The sequence below is a fragment of the Rhodoferax sp. BLA1 genome, assembly GCF_013416775.1.
In the GTDB taxonomy this organism is placed as follows: domain Bacteria; phylum Pseudomonadota; class Gammaproteobacteria; order Burkholderiales; family Burkholderiaceae_C; genus Rhodoferax.
The window spans coordinates 117,554-134,474 of the sequence record NZ_SZVI01000004.1; the positions used below are offsets into that span (position 1 = coordinate 117,554).

General features: G+C 60.3%; 20 protein-coding genes. 12 read left to right on the forward strand and 8 right to left on the reverse strand.

The window, feature by feature from the left end:
• The first annotated feature begins 5 nt into the window (after positions 1-5).
• The 3 genes from FDG13_RS05550 to FDG13_RS05560 all read left to right on the forward strand — a co-directional run bounded on the left by FDG13_RS05550 (position 6) and on the right by FDG13_RS05560 (position 1,711).
• Positions 6-587 carry a cytochrome c oxidase assembly protein gene (locus FDG13_RS05550; protein ID WP_180125815.1) on the forward strand — a complete coding sequence of 194 codons (582 nt, stop codon included), beginning with the start codon at positions 6-8 and terminating at the stop codon, positions 585-587.
• On the forward strand, positions 584-790 hold the full coding sequence (locus tag FDG13_RS05555) for a DUF2970 domain-containing protein (protein ID WP_180125816.1): 207 nt from the start codon (positions 584-586) through the stop codon (positions 788-790). Before FDG13_RS05550 ends, FDG13_RS05555 begins: the two co-directional genes overlap by 4 nt.
• A gap of 66 nt (positions 791-856) precedes the next feature.
• Positions 857-1,711: a cytochrome c oxidase subunit 3 gene (locus FDG13_RS05560; RefSeq protein WP_180125817.1), complete on the forward strand. Its 855-nt coding sequence runs from the start codon at positions 857-859 to the stop codon at positions 1,709-1,711.
• A 5-nt stretch (positions 1,712-1,716) separates the two neighbouring features.
• On the opposite strand, the gene FDG13_RS05565 is transcribed toward FDG13_RS05560, so the two are convergent.
• Positions 1,717-1,914: a twin transmembrane helix small protein gene (locus FDG13_RS05565; protein WP_180125818.1), complete on the reverse strand. Its 198-nt coding sequence runs from the start codon at positions 1,912-1,914 to the stop codon at positions 1,717-1,719.
• Between the two features lie 38 nt (positions 1,915-1,952).
• Between FDG13_RS05565 and FDG13_RS05570 the strand changes: the two genes are divergently transcribed.
• Both FDG13_RS05570 and FDG13_RS05575 read left to right on the forward strand, forming a co-directional pair.
• Positions 1,953-2,672: an SURF1 family protein gene (locus tag FDG13_RS05570; RefSeq protein WP_180125819.1), complete on the forward strand. Its 720-nt coding sequence runs from the start codon at positions 1,953-1,955 to the stop codon at positions 2,670-2,672.
• A 42-nt stretch (positions 2,673-2,714) separates the two neighbouring features.
• Positions 2,715-3,299, forward strand: a complete 585-nt coding sequence (locus tag FDG13_RS05575; protein WP_180125820.1) for a hypothetical protein — start codon at positions 2,715-2,717, stop codon at positions 3,297-3,299.
• Here the strand turns inward: FDG13_RS05575 and FDG13_RS05580 are convergent.
• Positions 3,289-4,638, reverse strand: a complete 1,350-nt coding sequence (locus tag FDG13_RS05580; protein WP_180125821.1) for a cbb3-type cytochrome c oxidase subunit I — start codon at positions 4,636-4,638, stop codon at positions 3,289-3,291. The two genes, FDG13_RS05575 and FDG13_RS05580, sit on opposite strands and share 11 nt — an antisense overlap.
• Positions 4,639-4,853: 215 nt before the next feature.
• Between FDG13_RS05580 and FDG13_RS05585 the strand changes: the two genes are divergently transcribed.
• Genes FDG13_RS05585 through FDG13_RS05595 form a run of 3 tightly spaced genes read left to right on the forward strand, consistent with a single transcriptional unit; the run spans position 4,854 to position 7,545 of the window.
• Positions 4,854-5,984 (forward strand): heme A synthase, encoded by a 1,131-nt coding sequence (locus FDG13_RS05585; protein WP_180125845.1) that lies wholly within the window; start codon positions 4,854-4,856, stop codon positions 5,982-5,984.
• Complete coding sequence (gene cyoE / locus FDG13_RS05590; protein WP_180125822.1) at positions 5,981-6,886, forward strand: heme o synthase; 906 nt, start codon at positions 5,981-5,983, stop codon at positions 6,884-6,886. The genes FDG13_RS05585 and cyoE overlap by 4 nt, the downstream gene beginning before the upstream one ends.
• Before the next feature lie 47 nt (positions 6,887-6,933).
• Positions 6,934-7,545, forward strand: a complete 612-nt coding sequence (locus FDG13_RS05595) for an SCO family protein (protein WP_180125823.1) — start codon at positions 6,934-6,936, stop codon at positions 7,543-7,545.
• A 110-nt stretch (positions 7,546-7,655) separates the two neighbouring features.
• Here the strand turns inward: FDG13_RS05595 and FDG13_RS05600 are convergent, their stop codons facing one another.
• From FDG13_RS05600 to ccoG, 3 genes are all read right to left on the reverse strand, one after another.
• A complete protein-coding gene (locus tag FDG13_RS05600) occupies positions 7,656-8,645 on the reverse strand; it encodes a tripartite tricarboxylate transporter substrate binding protein (protein ID WP_180125824.1) in 990 nt (329 codons plus the stop codon).
• A gap of 183 nt (positions 8,646-8,828) precedes the next feature.
• The gene (locus FDG13_RS05605) at positions 8,829-9,059 is read right to left on the reverse strand and encodes a DUF3079 domain-containing protein (RefSeq protein ID WP_180125825.1); all 231 of its coding nucleotides are present in this window, start codon (positions 9,057-9,059) and stop codon (positions 8,829-8,831) included.
• 20 nt (positions 9,060-9,079) lie between these two features.
• On the reverse strand, positions 9,080-10,534 hold the full coding sequence (ccoG, locus tag FDG13_RS05610; protein ID WP_180125826.1) for a cytochrome c oxidase accessory protein CcoG: 1,455 nt from the start codon (positions 10,532-10,534) through the stop codon (positions 9,080-9,082).
• 202 nt (positions 10,535-10,736) lie between these two features.
• On the opposite strand from ccoG, the gene FDG13_RS05615 reads away from it, so the two are divergent.
• Positions 10,737-11,243, forward strand: a complete 507-nt coding sequence (locus FDG13_RS05615) for an Rrf2 family transcriptional regulator (RefSeq protein WP_180125827.1) — start codon at positions 10,737-10,739, stop codon at positions 11,241-11,243.
• Between the two features lie 285 nt (positions 11,244-11,528).
• Here the strand turns inward: FDG13_RS05615 and rpoH are convergent, their stop codons facing one another.
• Positions 11,529-12,470, reverse strand: a complete 942-nt coding sequence (rpoH, locus tag FDG13_RS05620; protein ID WP_180125828.1) for an RNA polymerase sigma factor RpoH — start codon at positions 12,468-12,470, stop codon at positions 11,529-11,531.
• Positions 12,471-12,702: 232 nt separating this feature from the next.
• On the opposite strand from rpoH, the gene FDG13_RS05625 reads away from it, so the two are divergent.
• A complete protein-coding gene (locus tag FDG13_RS05625) occupies positions 12,703-13,335 on the forward strand; it encodes a protein phosphatase CheZ (protein WP_180125829.1) in 633 nt (210 codons plus the stop codon).
• 47 nt (positions 13,336-13,382) lie between these two features.
• Positions 13,383-13,874 carry a hypothetical protein gene (locus FDG13_RS05630; RefSeq protein WP_180125830.1) on the forward strand — a complete coding sequence of 164 codons (492 nt, stop codon included), beginning with the start codon at positions 13,383-13,385 and terminating at the stop codon, positions 13,872-13,874.
• Here the strand turns inward: FDG13_RS05630 and FDG13_RS05635 are convergent.
• Positions 13,864-14,304 carry a thioesterase family protein gene (locus FDG13_RS05635; protein ID WP_180125831.1) on the reverse strand — a complete coding sequence of 147 codons (441 nt, stop codon included), beginning with the start codon at positions 14,302-14,304 and terminating at the stop codon, positions 13,864-13,866. The genes FDG13_RS05630 and FDG13_RS05635 overlap by 11 nt on opposite strands.
• 234 nt (positions 14,305-14,538) lie before the next feature.
• Positions 14,539-15,414 (reverse strand): HDOD domain-containing protein, encoded by an 876-nt coding sequence (locus tag FDG13_RS05640; protein WP_370528169.1) that lies wholly within the window; start codon positions 15,412-15,414, stop codon positions 14,539-14,541.
• A 202-nt stretch (positions 15,415-15,616) separates the two neighbouring features.
• Between FDG13_RS05640 and selD the strand changes: the two genes are divergently transcribed.
• On the forward strand, positions 15,617-16,711 hold the full coding sequence (gene selD, locus FDG13_RS05645; protein ID WP_180125833.1) for a selenide, water dikinase SelD: 1,095 nt from the start codon (positions 15,617-15,619) through the stop codon (positions 16,709-16,711).
• Positions 16,712-16,921 lie beyond the last annotated feature (210 nt).

Here is a 16,921-nt window from a genome sequence, read left to right on the forward strand (position 1 = left end):
CCGTCATGAGTCAGCCGGTTGCTCCCACCGACACCCTGATGCGGCTGTCCAACCGCCGTCTGGCGTGGCGCTTGTTGGCGGTGGTGGCTGCCAGCCTGTTGTTTGCTGCGGTCCAGCCGCAGCTGTACAAGGCCTTTTGTGAATGGACAGGTATTTATGACATTGACCGGGCCGGCAAACTGGCACAAAGTGGTGTTGCCGCGCGCACCGTTGGCATCGAGTTTGACGCCAACAGTTTTGACAACGGCCTGCGTTTCAGCCCGGAGGTCACCACTCTGTCGGCGAAGACCGGTGACATCATCCTCGTGACCTATCGGGTCGAAAACACCCGTGCCACCACCGTCATCGGGCAGGCTGTGCCCAGTTATGGGCCACAACACGTGGCCAATTACATCGTCAAGCTGGATTGTTTTTGTTTCAAGCAGCAGACCTTTGCACCCCATGAGGTTCGCGAGCTGCCGGTGGTTTTTATCGTTGACCCCCGGCTGCCACAAGATCTGACCACGGTGACCTTGTCCTACACGTTTTTTGAGGTGCCCGCTGGGGCGGTGCAGGGTGAGCCAGGCAAAACAGGTGTGTCACTGTGAGCGCTCGTCCATCCGCCTCGTCAACCTTTGGCCGTGCGTTACGCACCGTCGGTTCGGCCATGTTTGGTGTGCGCGGCAGCAAACGGCATGAGGAGGACGCTGCGGCGCTGTCACCGGTGGCGCTGGTGGCCGTTGCCCTGGTGTGTGTGGTGGTGTTTGTGCTTGGTCTGATCACGCTGGCCTCCATGATTGTGGGTGCTTAGGGCACAGCACCATCACTGCCCGCCTGGTTTCTTTGAATAGTTGACACGCCTTTTCTGGAGGTTGCCATGAGCCCCATTGCAGAACGTAGCCGCTATTTTGTCCCGACACCTTCGTACTGGCCGCTGGTGGGCTCGGGCGCGTTGATGTTGCTGGCTTTTGGCGCCGTGCTCACCATGAACACGGTCCGCCACGGTGGGTGGGTGTTGTTGGCGGGTTTCCTGGTGTTGCTGATCATGCTGGTGGGCTGGTTTGGGCGCGTGATCAGAGAGTCCGAGGGCAAGCTGTACAACCTCCAGGTGGATCGTTCCTTTCGGCTGGGCATGGCCTGGTTCATTTTTTCCGAGGTCATGTTTTTTGTCGCCTTTTTTGGCGCCCTGTTTTATGTCCGGGTGCTGTCGGTTCCTGACCTGGCTGGCCCCGGGGGGGCGTTGTTATGGGATGGTTTTGTGAATCAATGGCCCAGTGCCGGGCCTGCCGCCAAGGAAGTCTTCACACCGATGCAGGCTTGGGGTTTGCCCGCCATCAACACCGCCTTGTTGCTCAGTTCGGGTGTCACCATCACCTGGGCACACTGGGGACTGATCGAGGGCAAACGCACACAACTGGTGCTAGGTCTGGCGCTGACGGTGCTGCTTGGGTTGACGTTTCTTGTGGTTCAAATGGTGGAATACCGGGAGGCCTATGCCCATCTGAATCTGAAACTGACCAGCGGGGTCTACGGGTCCACGTTTTATATGCTGACCGGGTTTCACGGATTTCACGTGACGCTTGGCGCCATCATGCTGATGGTCATTCTGCTGCGGTCCGTCAAAGGCCACTTCACACCTGAGCGTCATTTCGCCTTCAAGGCCGTGGCCTGGTATTGGCACTTTGTGGATGTGGTGTGGCTGATCCTGTTTGTGGTGGTGTATTGGTTATGAACAATTTACAGGTGCGTGTTGATCCAGCCGAAGTAGTGGCCACCCATCAGCAGCACAAACAGCAGTACCGACAGGGCAATGCGCCAGGTCAGTGCCTTGACCGTTCGGCGGGCATTCTGTGGGTCGTCACGAAAAACAGGGAGCAAGGCGCTGCCCAGACTGACAACAATGGCCACAAGCAGGGTGATCACGACGTAACGCATAGGGGTTTACCTCGCCATTGGGGTGAGGTCGCGAGCTTATGACATTTCTGCGGCAAACGCAGTTCAAGCGCCTGGTCATTGGCCTGGCCTTGATCGCCGCCTGCCTGGGTATGGCGCGTCTGCAGTGGTGGCGCGCTGAAACGCGCGGCGCAACGTTTGAGCACCAGCAGGCGAGCGTTCACCAACTCCCGATCTCCCTGAATGCTGCCGGGCGCGATGCCGATGTGCCGTCTTGGCACCCGGTTGCAGCGCAGGGTGTCTGGTTACCCGACAGCATCATTTATCTGGACAACAAAATTTATCAGCAGCGTGTGGGCTACCAAGTCCTGACGGCTCTGCAACTGGACGGCAGCCCGTTGGTGGTGCTGGTCAACCGCGGCTGGGTCGCGGCACCACGCTTGCGCTCCGATTTACCCGTTGTTGCCACGCCAAGCGGCCAGGTCAGCCTGGTGGGTTTCGCACGCAAGTATGAGGAGAAGGTTTTTGAATTTGGCCAGCCTGAGCCTGAGGGGTCAGTGTGGCAGCATGTGCGCGAGCCAGACTACCGTCAGCGCAGCGGCCTGGATGTGTTGCCTTTTATCGTCCTGCAATCGGACGGCTCGCCAGCCGGGTTGATGGCAGATGGCCTGGTTCGTGACTGGCGTGACGTCCGTAGCCCCGACAACCCGGCGTGGCGGCATATCGGTTACGCCATCATGTGGGTGGTGTTTGCGCTGATGGCCACGGGTTACAGCCTGATCGCCTGGAAGCGGGTTTGATACACGCGATGAAACACATCTTTTCCACTCACAGCCTGCCCTATGACTGAACTCACTTTGACCCCGAGCACCTCACGACGTTCCGGGCGCTGGATTTTGTTCGCTTTGGCGGCGGTGTGTCTGTTGCCTTTGCTGCTGGCGGTGTATTTTCGTTATGTCTCGCCACCTGCGGTCACCACCATGGCAGGCAAGCCGTTGACGCCGTTTGTGTTTCCCTACGCGTGGGTGCAGCAGATGGACGGCCAGCGGCTGGCACCACCTGGGGTTGGTGGTCAGTGGTGGGTGGTGGTCACGGGGTCGGGGGCTTGCGACGTGGCTTGCCGCGATGTGCTGTACCTCACCCGGCAGGCCCGCACCGCCCAGGGGCGCAACATGGAGCGACTCCAACGTGTCTGGGTCCTGACCGATGCCACGCGCCCAGATGCCGAGTTGTTGGCCAGTCACCCGGATTTGCAGGTGCTTTTGGCGACCGATGAGCGGGTGGTGCAGCTGTTGGGGGGCGAAACGAAAGATGCAGCGTCCCTGATCCATCTGGTCGACCGCCGAGGCTATGTGGTTTTTAAGTACGAGCCATCGGTGGAGCCCGGTGTGTTTATCAAGGAACTCCGCAAACTGGTCAAGTTTTAAAGTGTTGGCTAGGCAGCATGGCTCGCAGGCAGACCACCACAAACATCACCCCGCCGATGATGGCGATCAGGCCGCCCAGACCCATCAAACCCATACCGATCTTCTGCGGCAGCGATGTCAGCAACTGCTCGGCACCCGCCACCTTGCGTTGCACACCATAACCGCCTGACCAGGCCAGACCCAAAACGTGAAGGAGTTGTCCGCCGCCGTACACGTAGGGCTGCCAGCGGGCCAAGTGACCGTCCGGGCTGCCGAAACCCAGGTGCGGCAACACCACGTAGGTCAAACCCATGAAGGCCAGAGTGACACCCACAATCGACCCGTGGTAGTGCGCCGGGATGACCACATTTGCCCCCCTGATCAGGTAAGCCAGCACACCGCCGACCACAAACAACCCCATCGAGGCCAAAAACGCCGATTTGGCGGGCGACACCCGCTGGCGCACCTGCCACAAGGATCTGACTGCCAGCAGCACCAGCGGCGCCATCAACGCATGACCATAAATCATCAAGCGCATGAAAGACAGCATGTGCTCACCCGAGTCGATCTCAAACTGGTTGTAAATCACCGGCACCGCCAGCAGCGGCAGGGCTGCGAACAAAAACAGGCCCAACAGGGTGCGGCCAGACACCGCCACCGGCGCACCCAGCGCGTCGGCCAGCCAGAACCAGGCCACACACACCAGCAACGCGTGCTGGAACTGCAGCACATGCCCGCCACCCCAAAACAGTCGCTCCCACCGAGCAATTCCCTGCAAATCGCTCACCGCCAGCCAGGAGCCCCCAAAACTGCCCAGGGCCAGCGCCGCGGCGATAGCCCCCAGCAGCATGGCCCAACGCAGCGCCGCATGCGCTGACATTGGCGTTGTTGTCGCGATGGCCTTGATCTGGGGTGGGATGGTCAGCAGGGCACGCAGCACGGTCAGGCCAAAACCGGCCGCAGCCAGGGTCAGGCCAGTGAAGAACACCGGATGTTGCAGCACCGGGATGTAGTTGTTGAGCAGCGGCTGTGAATTGGGGAAAAAAGGTGCCACACCAATGAGTGCTGTGCCCACGGTGGCCAGCCAGAAGCCGACCCAGCCCAGGGCCGCCCAACGGCTGTTGCCCGCCAGACTCCAGAGCACACCTGCAAATGCCATGAACCAGACCAGCACCGACAGGTCAACGTGCACCACCAACGCTGCTCGAAAAAAATCGCGCAGCGGGAACACGTTGTGCAAGCCCGGTGTGCGCGATAACACCAGCAGCAGCGCCAGCAGCCCGGAGCCAATCAGCGCAGCCAGCCCCAGCTTGAGCCAGGCACGGGCCAGCCGTGTTGAGTGCGCGCTCAACGGTTCCATGAAAAACCCGGACGATGTGGCGAGAGGCGGCATGTTGGGCAGAACCTTGTGTGGGTTATCGGGCAGGTCAGCAGACAAACGCGTCCAACTGTACGATAGGCGCGGTATCGACGTAGCCTAGCGACCCCCCACCTGGATGGACGGAGCCCAACTATGCAAGAGTTTCAGTGGTGAATCACTACCCCGCCTATGACCTCTCACCACTGGCTGGCCTGATGCTGGTGGCCGCACTGATGGCCCTGGGCCCGGTGCTCTGGGTCTGGTTCAAAAACCGGGGTGGCCGCAGCCACCAGAGGCAACAAGCGCTGCGTGTGCTGACCCTGTTCCTGACCTTTGATCTGGTGTTGTTTGGGGCGTTCACGCGTCTGTCGGACTCGGGTTTGGGCTGCCCCGACTGGCCGGGCTGTTACGGCCAGTTGTCCCCTGTGGGGGCCGCAAGTCACATCACGGCGGCACAAAACGCCCAGCCCGATGGTCCGGTGACCCACACCAAAGCCTGGATCGAAATGACCCACCGTTATCTGGCTTTGGTGGTGGGTGCGCTGATCACCTGGCAGGCCGCGCTGGCCTGGCGTGGCTGGTGGCGCCAGCGCACCTTGCCCCGGGCGGTTGCCCGACCAGGGGTGGGGCCAGGTTTGGCCACGCTGACCCTCATCTGGGTCGGCCTGCAGGGTGCTTTTGGTGCCCTGACCGTGAGCCTGCGGCTGTATCCGGCCATTGTCACGCTGCACTTATTGGGCGCGCTGGTGTTGTTGATGCTGCTGGTGATGCAAGTGGTACGGGGTGCACCGGCGCCGCCCCAGCTTGTGAGTGCGGGTATGCGCCTGGGGCTGCTCGGGGCTGTGCTGTTGTTGCTGATGCAGGTGACGCTGGGGGGCTGGGTCAGTGCCAATTACGCCGTGCTGGCCTGCAGCGATTTCCCGACGTGCCAGGGGCGCTGGTGGCCCGAGATGGACCTGCGCCAAGGTTTTGAAGTCTGGCACGCTCTCGGGCGCAGTGCCTCTGGCGGTTACCTCAATCTGGCGGGTTTGACGGCGATCCATTTTGTGCATCGGTTGATGGCGTTGGTGGTGGTTGTGGTGCTGCTGACATTGGCCTGGCAACTCCACCGCAGCCCGCCCTGGCGTGGTGCGGCGCGCCTGCTGGCGCTGCTGCTGGGTTTGCAACTGGCAACGGGTGTCAGCACCGTGGTGCTGGGTTGGCCACTGTTGGCGGCGCTGCTCCATTCGGGTGGTGCGGCGGCGTTGGTTTTGACGCTGACCTGGATGGTCGCCAGGCTGGACTGGCAGACCGAGCCGGTCCCTGCGGCGGCGCCTGGGATGAACCGTTCTGGAGTACAAGCATGAACACAACGACTCAGCCGATGGGTTCGGGCAACTCTGTGTGGGCTCAGTATTACGCCATCACCAAACCCCGCGTTTTGTGGCTGATTGTGTTTTGCGCCCTGATTGGCATGGTGCTGGCCATTCCGCGTGTGCCAACGGTGGCACAACTGGGTCTGGCCTTGACTGCCTCTGTCGGCATCTGGCTGGTGGCCGGTGCGGCGGCGGCGTTTAATTGCCTGATTGAGAAAAGCATCGACGCCAAGATGAAACGCACCGCCTGGCGGCCCACCGCCAAGGGTGAACTGGGTGACGGGCAAACCCTGCTGTTCGCCAGCAGCCTGGGCCTGCTGGGCTCCGCGCTGTTGTACTGGTGGGTGAACCCGCTCACCATGTGGCTGACGTTTGCCACCTTTGTCGGTTATGCCGTGGTGTACACGGTGATGCTCAAGCCCAGCACACCCCAAAACATCGTGATCGGCGGCGCTTCGGGGGCCATGCCGCCGGTGCTGGGCTGGGCCGCCATGACGGGCCAGGTGGGGCCGGAAGCGATGATCCTGTTTCTGATCATTTTTTTGTGGACGCCGCCGCATTTCTGGTCGCTGGCGCTGTACCGTGTGGAAGAGTTTCGCAAGTCCGGCCTGCCGATGTTGCCGGTGACCCATGGTCCGGCCTTCACGCGGTTGATGGTGCTGGTCTACACCTGGGCGCTGGCGGCGGCGTGTCTGCTGCCTTTTGCCTACGGTATGAGTTCGTGGCTGTACCTGCTGGCGGCGGTGGTTCTGAGTGTCGGTTTTTGCCACTACGCCTGGCGTTTGTGGCGCAACTATTCCGATGCCTTGGCGCGCCAGACTTTTCGTTATTCACTGACACATCTGAGCACCCTGTTTGCCGCCCTGATGCTGGATCACTATCTGTTGCCCTGAGCGCCGCCAGGCCAGGGGCCTCATTCCCGGCGGATTATGATGTTTGCATGAACAAACGACATGCTCTTCAAAAGATAGCTTTTGGCGCTTTAACTGTATGGGCTGCAAGCCAATTAAGCGCCTGTGATTCAACAACCCCGGCGTTCACAGCGATCAACATCACCGGCGCCGACTACGCCAAAGACTTTGCCCTGACCGACCACAACGGCCAGTTGCGTACCTTGAAAGACTTCCACGGCAAGATCGTGATGGTGTTTTTTGGGTACACCCAGTGCCCGGACGTGTGCCCGACCTCAATGGTCGAGATGGTCCGTATCAAACAACTGCTGGGGCCAGATGGCGACAAGTTGCAGGGCCTGTTTGTCACCGTGGACCCCGAACGCGACACCCCCGAGCTGCTAAAAGCTTACATGGAGAACTTTGACCCGACGTTTCTGGCGCTCTACACCACGCCTGAGAAAACCGCGACCCTGGCCAAGGACTACAAGGTGTATTACAAAAAGGTGCCCGGCCCGACACCCACCAGTTACACCGTGGACCACACGGCGGGCAGCTACGTGTATGACACCCAGGGAAACTTGCGCCTGTTCACGCGCTACGGCACCCAGCCCGAGCTGACCGCCGCCGACATCCGCCTGCTGCTGCAACCGGGGACCTGATTGCTCTTTTTACGATAGCTATCTGCCCTTTATTCATAAGGGCTAGAGGGTTAAAAAGCTTGTAAGTGATGGCTTCAGGCCGAATGGCCCTGAAGCACGGCGCCCATCCGCTACTCGTTGCTGACCCCGAGCGTTTTGATCACCCCGCCAAACAGGGCCGTGTCCGATTGGATGCGGTTGGCCAGCCCCTCGGGCGACGAGCCCACCACCTGCCAGCCCTGCTGGAACAACTTTTGCCGCACCTCAGGCGTGCGGCTGATCTCGCTGACCAGTTTGGCCAGTTTGGCAACAATCGGTGCGGGCAGGTTTTTGGGTGCCGCCACCGCGTTCCAGATTTCCAGGTTGAAGTTGGGCACACCGGCCTCAGCCATGCTGGGGTAATCTGGCGCTAGGCTGCTACGCCCGCTCGACGTCACACCAATGGCGCGCAACTTGCCACCTTTGACCTGGGCGATGGCTTGTGCGGGCGGCAGCATCGAGAGCTGCAGCAGCCCACCCACCAAACCACCGGCCACCTGCGCGTAACCAGGGAAGGGCACATGCACGACCTGCATGCCGGTGCGCGACTTGAGTAACTCCATGCCGATGTGGCCCACGGTGCCGACACCGGGCGAGCCATAACTCCAGCTGTCACCGGCTGCTTTTGCGGCCTTGAAGAATTCGGCTGCGGTGGCGCCTGGCGCGTTCAAGGGCGCGGTCAGCACCAGCGGCGAGACACCCACCAGTGACACCGGCTGTAGGTCTTTCAACGGGTCATAAGCCAGCTTGGGGTTGAGCAGCTTGGCGGTGGTCATGTTGCCGTTGATCATCAGGCCCAGCGTGTGGTTGTCGGTGGCCTTGGCGACATAGTCGGCGCCGATGTTGCCGCCCGCCCCCACCTTGTTTTCCACAATCACCGGCTGGCCCAGCGCCTTGGACAGCGGCTCGGCCAGGGTGCGTGCGGTCAGGTCGGGGGACGATCCGCCCGGAAAACCGACGATGATGCGAACGGTTTTGGTTGGCCAGGTCGCAGGTTGTGAGACATTTTGGCCACTGGCCCAGGTAGATAAAGCGCTGATAGCTATTAAAAGCAGAGTGTTGCGACGTTGGAAAGAAACCATCTGAAAGCCCCATACAAACATGAAAAAACCCATGTGCCAGCAAATTGCGGCAGGTGGAGTGATTATCGATGTGCACAGATCGCGCGCCTGGGCGGCGCTTGGCGCCAGTGCGCCAGCGGTCGGGCCGGGTTGGCCAACACCATGCTTGCCCAGGCCGCGACAACTGCGCCGGGTGTCACCCGGTCACAGGTTGGGGTTGATCAACTTGGCAAGTGCCTGCTGTGGTTCGTTCTTGGGGTCGGCTGGTGGCGCCAGTTGCTCATCGCCCCAAGCCAGCCAGTCGTCGCCAAACAGTTCTGCCGGGTGGGGTGAGCGTTCGTTGGCGCACGCCATCGCATCCACGCTACAGTATTTGTCGCATCCCCAGCAGATACGGTGCGGGTTGGCGGGGTGGATGGGGAATATTTTTGACATGGCGACTCATCTTTCAGGCGTCAACGAGGTACCACAAAGGTTGACTTCTCTTCAATGACAGCCGGTTTGTCATTGGTTTTGGTTTGCACGTCGAAGAAAACCGGGCTGACCTTGTCCCGGATACCTTGCGCATCCACAGCGCTGAGCGTCAGGCGTACCGTCAGCGATCCAATACCAGTTGCTGGCACGGTTAACTCTGAGGTGGTCGCCAAGCTTATCCCTGGCATGCCACGCACGGTGGTGGTGTAGGTCTGTGTTTGCTCGGTGCCGTTGGTGATCTGCAAACGGTAGACGTTTTCGATGTCACCGTTGCCAACCTCCCGTGCCATCACACCGCGGTCTCGGATGACATCGACAGAAAAACCTTTGCGCATCGACAGACCGCCCACAAAAAGGCCGGCACCCACAAGCAGCAACGCGCCGTAGACCCACACCCGTGGCCGCCATATCCGCTTCAACATTTGGGTGGTGGTCAACTTTTCAGCCATGCCTTTGCCCGATGAGTAGCGGATGAGCCCCTTGGGGTAGTCCATTTTGGTCATCACTTCATCACAGACATCGATGCAGGCAGCACAGGCAATACATTCGTTTTGCAAGCCATTGCGGATGTCGATGCCGGTGGGGCAAACCTGAACACACAGGGTGCAGTCAATGCAGTCACCCAGGCCAAGGGCTGTCGGGTCGGCCGAGCGGGGCCGTGAACCGCGTGACTCACCACGCGCAACATCGTAGGCAATGACCATGGAATCCATGTCGGTCAAGGCGCTTTGAATGCGTGCATAAGGGCACATGTGTTTGCAGAATTCCTCCCGCAAATAGCCGGCATTGCCGTAGGTGGCTGACGCATAGAAGAGCACCCAGAACCATTCCCAGGGTGAAAACGACAAGAGGGCCAGCTCGTTCATCAAGTCGCGTATGGGCGTGAAATAACCGACAAAGGTCAAACCGGTGACCAGACTCAGGCTGATCCACAAAACCTGTTTGCCACCTTTGCGGGCGATTTTTTCCAGGCCCCAGGCCGCGTCATCAAGCCGCATGCGGGCCAGGCGGTCACCTTCGGTTTGACGCTCGAGCCACAGGAAAATTTCGGTGTAAACCGTCTGCGGACAGGAATAACCGCACCAGAGGCGCCCGGCGATGGCGGTGAAGAAAAACAGGGTCAGTGCGGCCAGTACCAGCAAACCAGCCAGATAGATCAGATCTTGAGGGTGTAACACCAAGCCAAAAATCAGAAATTTGCTGTTGGCCAAATCAAAAAGAACCGCCTGCCGGTCATTCCACATCAGCCAGGGAACACCATAAAAGACGATTTGCGTGACCCACACCATGACCCAGCGCCAACGCGCATACCAACCAGCTACCGCGCGTGGGTAGAGTTTGACCTGCTCCTGAAACAAGGACACAACATCCGTCGCACCTTCGCCAGAGGGTGTCAATCGGATCGGTATGACCTTGGAGGGGGAAGATTTTTTCATGACCAGACGTCGGTGACGTGGGGTAGGTTGAACGCGATCCGACCAACGGCTTGGTCCAACGACGCTAGACCAGTGGTGGCCTTTGGAACGTCTGCTTGTGTCGTCATGCGGGACATTTCTCAAACATGAATATGGTGTGAACACTATTTTAGACAATAATGTTCATTCTGAATGAATCTTTAAGAATCCCCCTTTTTAACCTATGCGATTGACCCAGCGGACTGACTTCACCCTGCGCGTGTTGATGTACTGCGCTGCGAGCCAGGAGCGCGCACAGCCCGTCACGATCAGCGAGATTGCTGACAGCCATGGCATCTCGCGCAGCCACCTGACAAAAATTGTGCAGGAACTGGGTGCCCGTGGCTGGTTGGAGACCACGCGTGGTCGCGGTGGCGGTATGCGGCTGCTCAAGCCAGCCCGGGAGATCTGTCTGGGTGATGTGGTGCGTGCCACCGAAACGGATTTCGCCATGGTGGAGTGTTTTGATCTGACACTAAACCGCTGCCGCTTGAGCACACACTGCCGCCTCAAAGGCGTGCTCCAGCAGGCCACTCAGAGTTACTTGGCGGTGCTGGACGGCATCACATTGGCTGATTTGGTGGCAACCCCCATGAATGACCCAACGGCCATGCCAGCATCGAGCGCGCGTTACCTGCAACTGATCCCCGGTTTGCCCTACATGGCGGCACCCCAAAAATCGGAGGGTTGACGAGACGGATCACCGCCAGCATCACGCCCGCAGCAAGGGTCACCCATGGCTTGGCTCAAGCGGTTGCCGCCAAAGAGCGGAGCAGCGTATGTCGATTGCTCTTTATGCTTGTTTTGGCCACTGGCCCATTTGTGTATTGGTTCGATAGCTATGAAAAGCGTAGTGATTTTGGATTGAATAACGCCTGTCTCAACCCTCTGCAAGCAAGAAAAAACCCCACGTGCCAGCAAGTTGCGGCAGGTGGGGTGATTGTCGGCGCGCCGTTACAGGCGCTGGCGGCTTGGTTCAGGCAAATTCAACCAGCGCCTTTTTCATCTTCTTCATGGCCGCCACTTCAATCTGGCGAATGCGTTCGGCGCTGACGCCGTAGACGGCGGCCAGGTCGTGCAGCGTCATGCCGCCCGAGTTGTCGTCGTTGACCTTGAGCCAGCGTTCTTCGACGATGTGGCGGCTGCGGTCGTCCAGCGTGTCGAGCGCCAGGGCAATGCCGTCGCTGGCCAACACGTCGCGGTGGTGCGCTTCGATCATCGCGGTGGGTTCGTGGGCGGCGTCGGTCAGGTAGGAGATCGGGCCAAAGGTGTCTTCACCGTCGTCGGACGGGCTTGGGTCGAGCAACACGTCACCGCCGGACAGGCGCGCTTCCATCTCGATCACTTCTTCACGCTTGACGTTGAGCTCGGTGGCCATCGCGTCGATCTGGCTGTCGTTGAGGGTGTCGCGGTGCGAGTCGAGGTCGGCCATCGCGTCTTCACTGCGGAAGCGTTGTTTCATCGAACGCAGGTTGAAAAACAGCTTGCGTTGCGCCTTGGTGGTAGCCACCTTGACCATGCGCCAGTTTTTCAGGATGTATTCGTGGATTTCGGCCTTGATCCAGTGCAGCGCGTAGCTCACCAGACGCACGCCTTGGTCAGGGTCAAAACGTTTGACGGCCTTCATCAGGCCCACATTGCCTTCCTGGATCAGGTCGCCATGCGGCAGGCCGTAGCCCAGGTATTGGCGCGCGGTGGAGACCACCAGGCGCAAGTGCGAGAGCACCAGTTTTCCAGCGGCTTCCAGGTCGTTGTTGATGCGGTATTGGCGCGCAAAAGCCTGCTCTTCCTCAAGGGTGAGCATGGGCATGCGGTTGACCGCCGAGATATAGGCATCCAGATTGCCTAGCGCAGGCACCAGCGCCCAGGGGTTAGCCAGGGTCAGCGCGGTGCTTGAGTTGCCAGTGTGCGTTGTCATGCCAGTACTCCTATGGGTGAACATGCAAATATTAGCACTCCCTTGGAGAGAGTGCTAAAAAATTAGTTCAATTGCGCAAAACGGCTGTGGGTATGGGGGCAGGCTGCGGGTGGCGGCTTGGCCCGCCAGGTGTTGCGCCGAGACAAGGATATTTGCTTACCTTGTCGCCGCATCGCGTCGAGGCGCTTGGGCTTGAGGTCTAATACTGGCTTCAACAGTTGAATTCATTCCCATGCCTACGCCGTTAAGCAAAGAAGAGGCCTATGCCAGACTGGGTGCGATCACCAGGGAGATGCACGAGGCGCTGACCTTATTGGGCAGTAACCATCTGCACGACATTGTGGAAGAGATCCCGCATGCCCGGGACCGCCTGGCATATGTGGGTCAGATGACCGAGGCCGCTGCCGACAAGGTGCTGACCCTGGTCGAAACCGCCAAACCCGCCTGTGACGATTTGTCGGGCCGCGCCGTCGAGCTCAGTGCGTCTCTGGCCCGCTTTGCCCGCTCAGAAGAGTTGACGCTGCAAAAAGCGCGTGGTCTGCTGGTGGTCTGCAGCAAGTTTGTCGACAGAACCGGCGGCTTTTCCAAGGGGCAGGCCGAGGTGCTCAGTGACATCATGATGGCGCAGGATTTTCAGGATCTGTCCGGCCAGGTGATCAAGAAGGTGATCGACATCATCAACCGCACCGAGATGCAGCTGGTTCACCTGTTGGTGGACAGTTCACCCCAAGCCGCTGCAGCCGAGGAAACTTCCCAAGTGGTACCTGCCACGGTGGACACCCACAAGCTGGACGGTCCGCAAACCGCAGAAAACGCCCTCAAACAAACCGATGTGGATGATTTGCTGGCGTCCCTCGGTTTCTAATTCAAGCGTTTGCCCAGGCGTGTGTTGTGCGTAGTCGAGGAGTTGCCATGTTGCGTTTTTCCGCCCTCAGTCTGATGTGTTTGTCGCTCTTGAGCGCCTGCAGTGGTTACGCGCCGCCCGCCAATGTCAAAGATCTGACCCAGGCGCAGCTGGTGGCCCAGATGGGGCCGCCTGACAAGCTGCGCCAGACGGCCAGCGGCACCCGGCTGGAGTTTCCTCGGGGCCCGATGGGGCACCACACCTGGTTTGTGGACCTGGGCCCCGATGGCCGGGTGATCAAGACCGAGCAGGTGTTGACTGAAGAGAATTTCGCCCGAATCACCCCAGGCTTGTCACAACAAGAGGTGCGTGATCTGCTGGGCCGTGCCAGCCACATCCAGGGGCTGGGGCGCTCTCGGGGTGAGGTCTGGAGCTACCGTTACGAAAACCACTTCTGCCAGTGGTTCCAGGTCGAGATTTCACAAGAGCTGCAGGTGCGCTCCACCGGTTATGGCGAGCCACCGGAGTGTGCACGCGACCGCGACATCATCATTCCCTGAGCGGCAGCGCCGCCAGCCGGTCACAAAAGGCAGTGGGCACCGGCGCCACCTGGCGGCGGCTGTAGTCAAAGAACACAATCCCGGTTTTGCCACGCGCCACCTCGCGCTGGCTGCTGTGTTCCCGCATGCACCACACCAGGTCACAACCCTTGGAGCCCAGGTCGGTCGCGGTCATATGCACCACCATGACCTCGCCATAAAACGCTTCGGAGCGGTACTGCACCGCCGCATCGGCCACCAGGATGCCGACACCTTCCACATCCAGCTCGGTGTAACCCAGGGCTTTGAAAAACCGCACACGCGCCTCTGACACCAGGGTGAGCAGCAGCGCGTTGTCCAGATGGCCGCCGTAGTTCATGTGGCTCTGGTAGAGCGTGATCTCCGTGGCAAACGCGAACGGTTCAGGAAGCTGGATGTGGATACGTGCCATGGTGCTGCCTCAAAGGTGGTGAGAAGCTGGATTGGAGCACGCCCCGCGTCGTTTTCCTTGGTTTTTGGGTCTGGGATGCGACCTGACAACAAGCGCATGACCACCCGACTGCTGACCCTCCACGGCATTCTGAGGCGGACCGCACCATCGATACATCCCTCCAGATTTGCTGGCAGTGATGGAGGCTATTCTGGGCTGGTGGAAGCTGCTGTACCTACGTCGCCCGCTCGCCGCTCAAGTGCGGCCGGGTGGCTGGCCTGCCAGCGAGGCCGCCTCCAGGATTGGGTGGTCGATCTTGTTGAGGAACAGGCGGGCGACGCGTGGGGTGGTGTTGAGCAATCTGGCAATCTCGTCGATGTCGTCGGGTATCGCGGCGTTGTCCCAGCCCAGGGCTGTGTGGCGCGCCAGGCGCACCGCCAGCACCACACATTGCACGTTGCTGCGTTCGGCGTGGCGGTCGTCGCTGATGCTGATCAGCAACTCGGGCAGGCGCCACAGTTTCATCAAGGCTTGGCGCAAGTCGGTGAGTTCGACGCCCAGCACCTCGCGCTGGATGGCTCGCGAACGTAATGTGGCGTCGGCAGCCTGGGCGTCGCGTATTTGGATGGCCAGTGCTGGCGCATGGAGCCAGATCAGCATCTCGGCAAAGTCGTGCAAAAAGGCGGCCTGATGGATGATGGTCGCGTCGGTGTCACCCCGATGTACCGCAAAGCCAAGCGCAAACTGGCCAGCACGCTCTGCTCTTCGTAGCAGTTTCTGCAAGCCTTCTTTGGCCTCGGGTTGATCGGTCAGCCAGTCCTCGACCGTGCGCTGCGGGCCAAAGTATCGGAAAAAGGGCGAGATGCCCATGAGAACCAGCGAGGTGGTGATCGACTCGGTTTCGGTGGCCTGGCTGGGCTTGCGCAGGCTGGCGGCATAGGCCAGCACCTTGAGTGTCATGAGCGGGTCAGCCTGGATCACCGGGGTGAGCATGTTGGCGTCCACCTCGTCCTCGATGGCGCGCAACTCTTCGAGCGCCCGCGCGGTGGTCGCCAGCACCGGTATGTCGGCGTGCAGGAAATAGTGGGTCCAGGCGCCAATGTGGGGCCAAGGCACCTTGAGAAAGTTCACGGGTTGTGGCGTTGGGACAACCGGTACAGCCTCCAACGCGCCAGGCTGGTCTTTCTGATCTGTCATCGGTGTTTCCGTGTGATGGGTGGGCGGGAGTATCTGCCTAGCTGCTAAGCCAGTCAAGCATTGGGGTCAATGCTATATTTTTTATCGGCAGGTGGCGCCGGATAATGAGGTTTTGGATATTTAAACCGGATTCGTCATGACACACCCTGCGCCAAGCACCTCGTCTTCACCCTCAGACACCCAGCCCGCCGAGCCACGCCTGACCAGCCTGTCACACGGGGGGGGGTGCGGCTGCAAGATCGCACCCGGGGTGTTGTCGAGCATCCTCAAGGGCACCAGCGCCATGCCCATCCCCAAAGAGCTGCTGGTGGGCATCGAGACCGCCGACGACGCGGCGGTGTACCAGCTCAATGACGAGCAGGCGCTGATTGCCACCACCGACTTCTTCATGCCCATCGTCGACAACCCGTTCGACTTTGGCCGCATTGCCGCCACCAACGCCATCAGCGATGTGTACGCGATGGGTGGCACGCCCATCATGGCGCTGGCGCTGGTGGGCATGCCGATTGCCGTGTTGTCGGTCGAGACCATTGGCCAGATTCTCGAAGGCGGCGCCAGCGTGTGCCGCGCGGCGGGCATCCCGATTGCCGGTGGCCACACCATTGACTCGGTGGAGCCGATTTACGGCTTGGTGGCGCTGGGCCTGGTGCACCCAAGCCGGGTCAAGAAAAACGCCAGCGCCAAACTGGGTGACAAGCTGATTCTGGGCAAACCGATTGGTGTGGGCATCTTGTCAGCGGCGCTCAAGAAGAACAACCTGGACGCCGCCGGTTACGCGCAGATGATGGCGGTCGCCACCCAACTCAACACCCCTGGCCCGCTGCTGGCGGCTTTGCCTGGGGTGCATGCCATGACCGATGTCACCGGTTTTGCCCTGGCCGGGCATGCGCTGGAAATGGCGCGGGGTGCGGGTCTGACGGCCACGCTGGACTGGCACCGGGTGCCGCTGCTGCCTGGTGCGCGTGACTTGGCGCTGGCGGGCAACATCACCGGCGCCTCGGGTCGCAACTGGGCGGCGTATGGTGCTGAGGTGGCGTTGCCCGAGGGTTTTGCTGCAGTGGACCAGGCCCTGCTGTCTGACCCGCAAACCAGCGGCGGCCTGCTGGTGAGTTGTGCCCCTGAGGCCGTGGACGCGGTGCTGGCGGTGTTCCGTGATCTGGGTTTTGGGGATGCGTGTGAGGTGGGCGAGATCACCGCTGCCACTGCGGGTGCCAAGTTGGTGTTGCGCTGAGACCAGTTGTTTTCGGGTAACGACAGATACTATGAATTAAATAGCTATCAGCCATTTTGGTATAAGGGCTAAGAGCCAATTTGGGGCTATGTCTGAATTAGCTGTTGAAGTTCTGGACAGCAACCCAAAGTGTGGGAGAAGAGCGGTGATGGAGGTGCGACATGAACCAAAGGGACTTCGCCAAACTTCTGAGCCAACTGGCATGTCTGA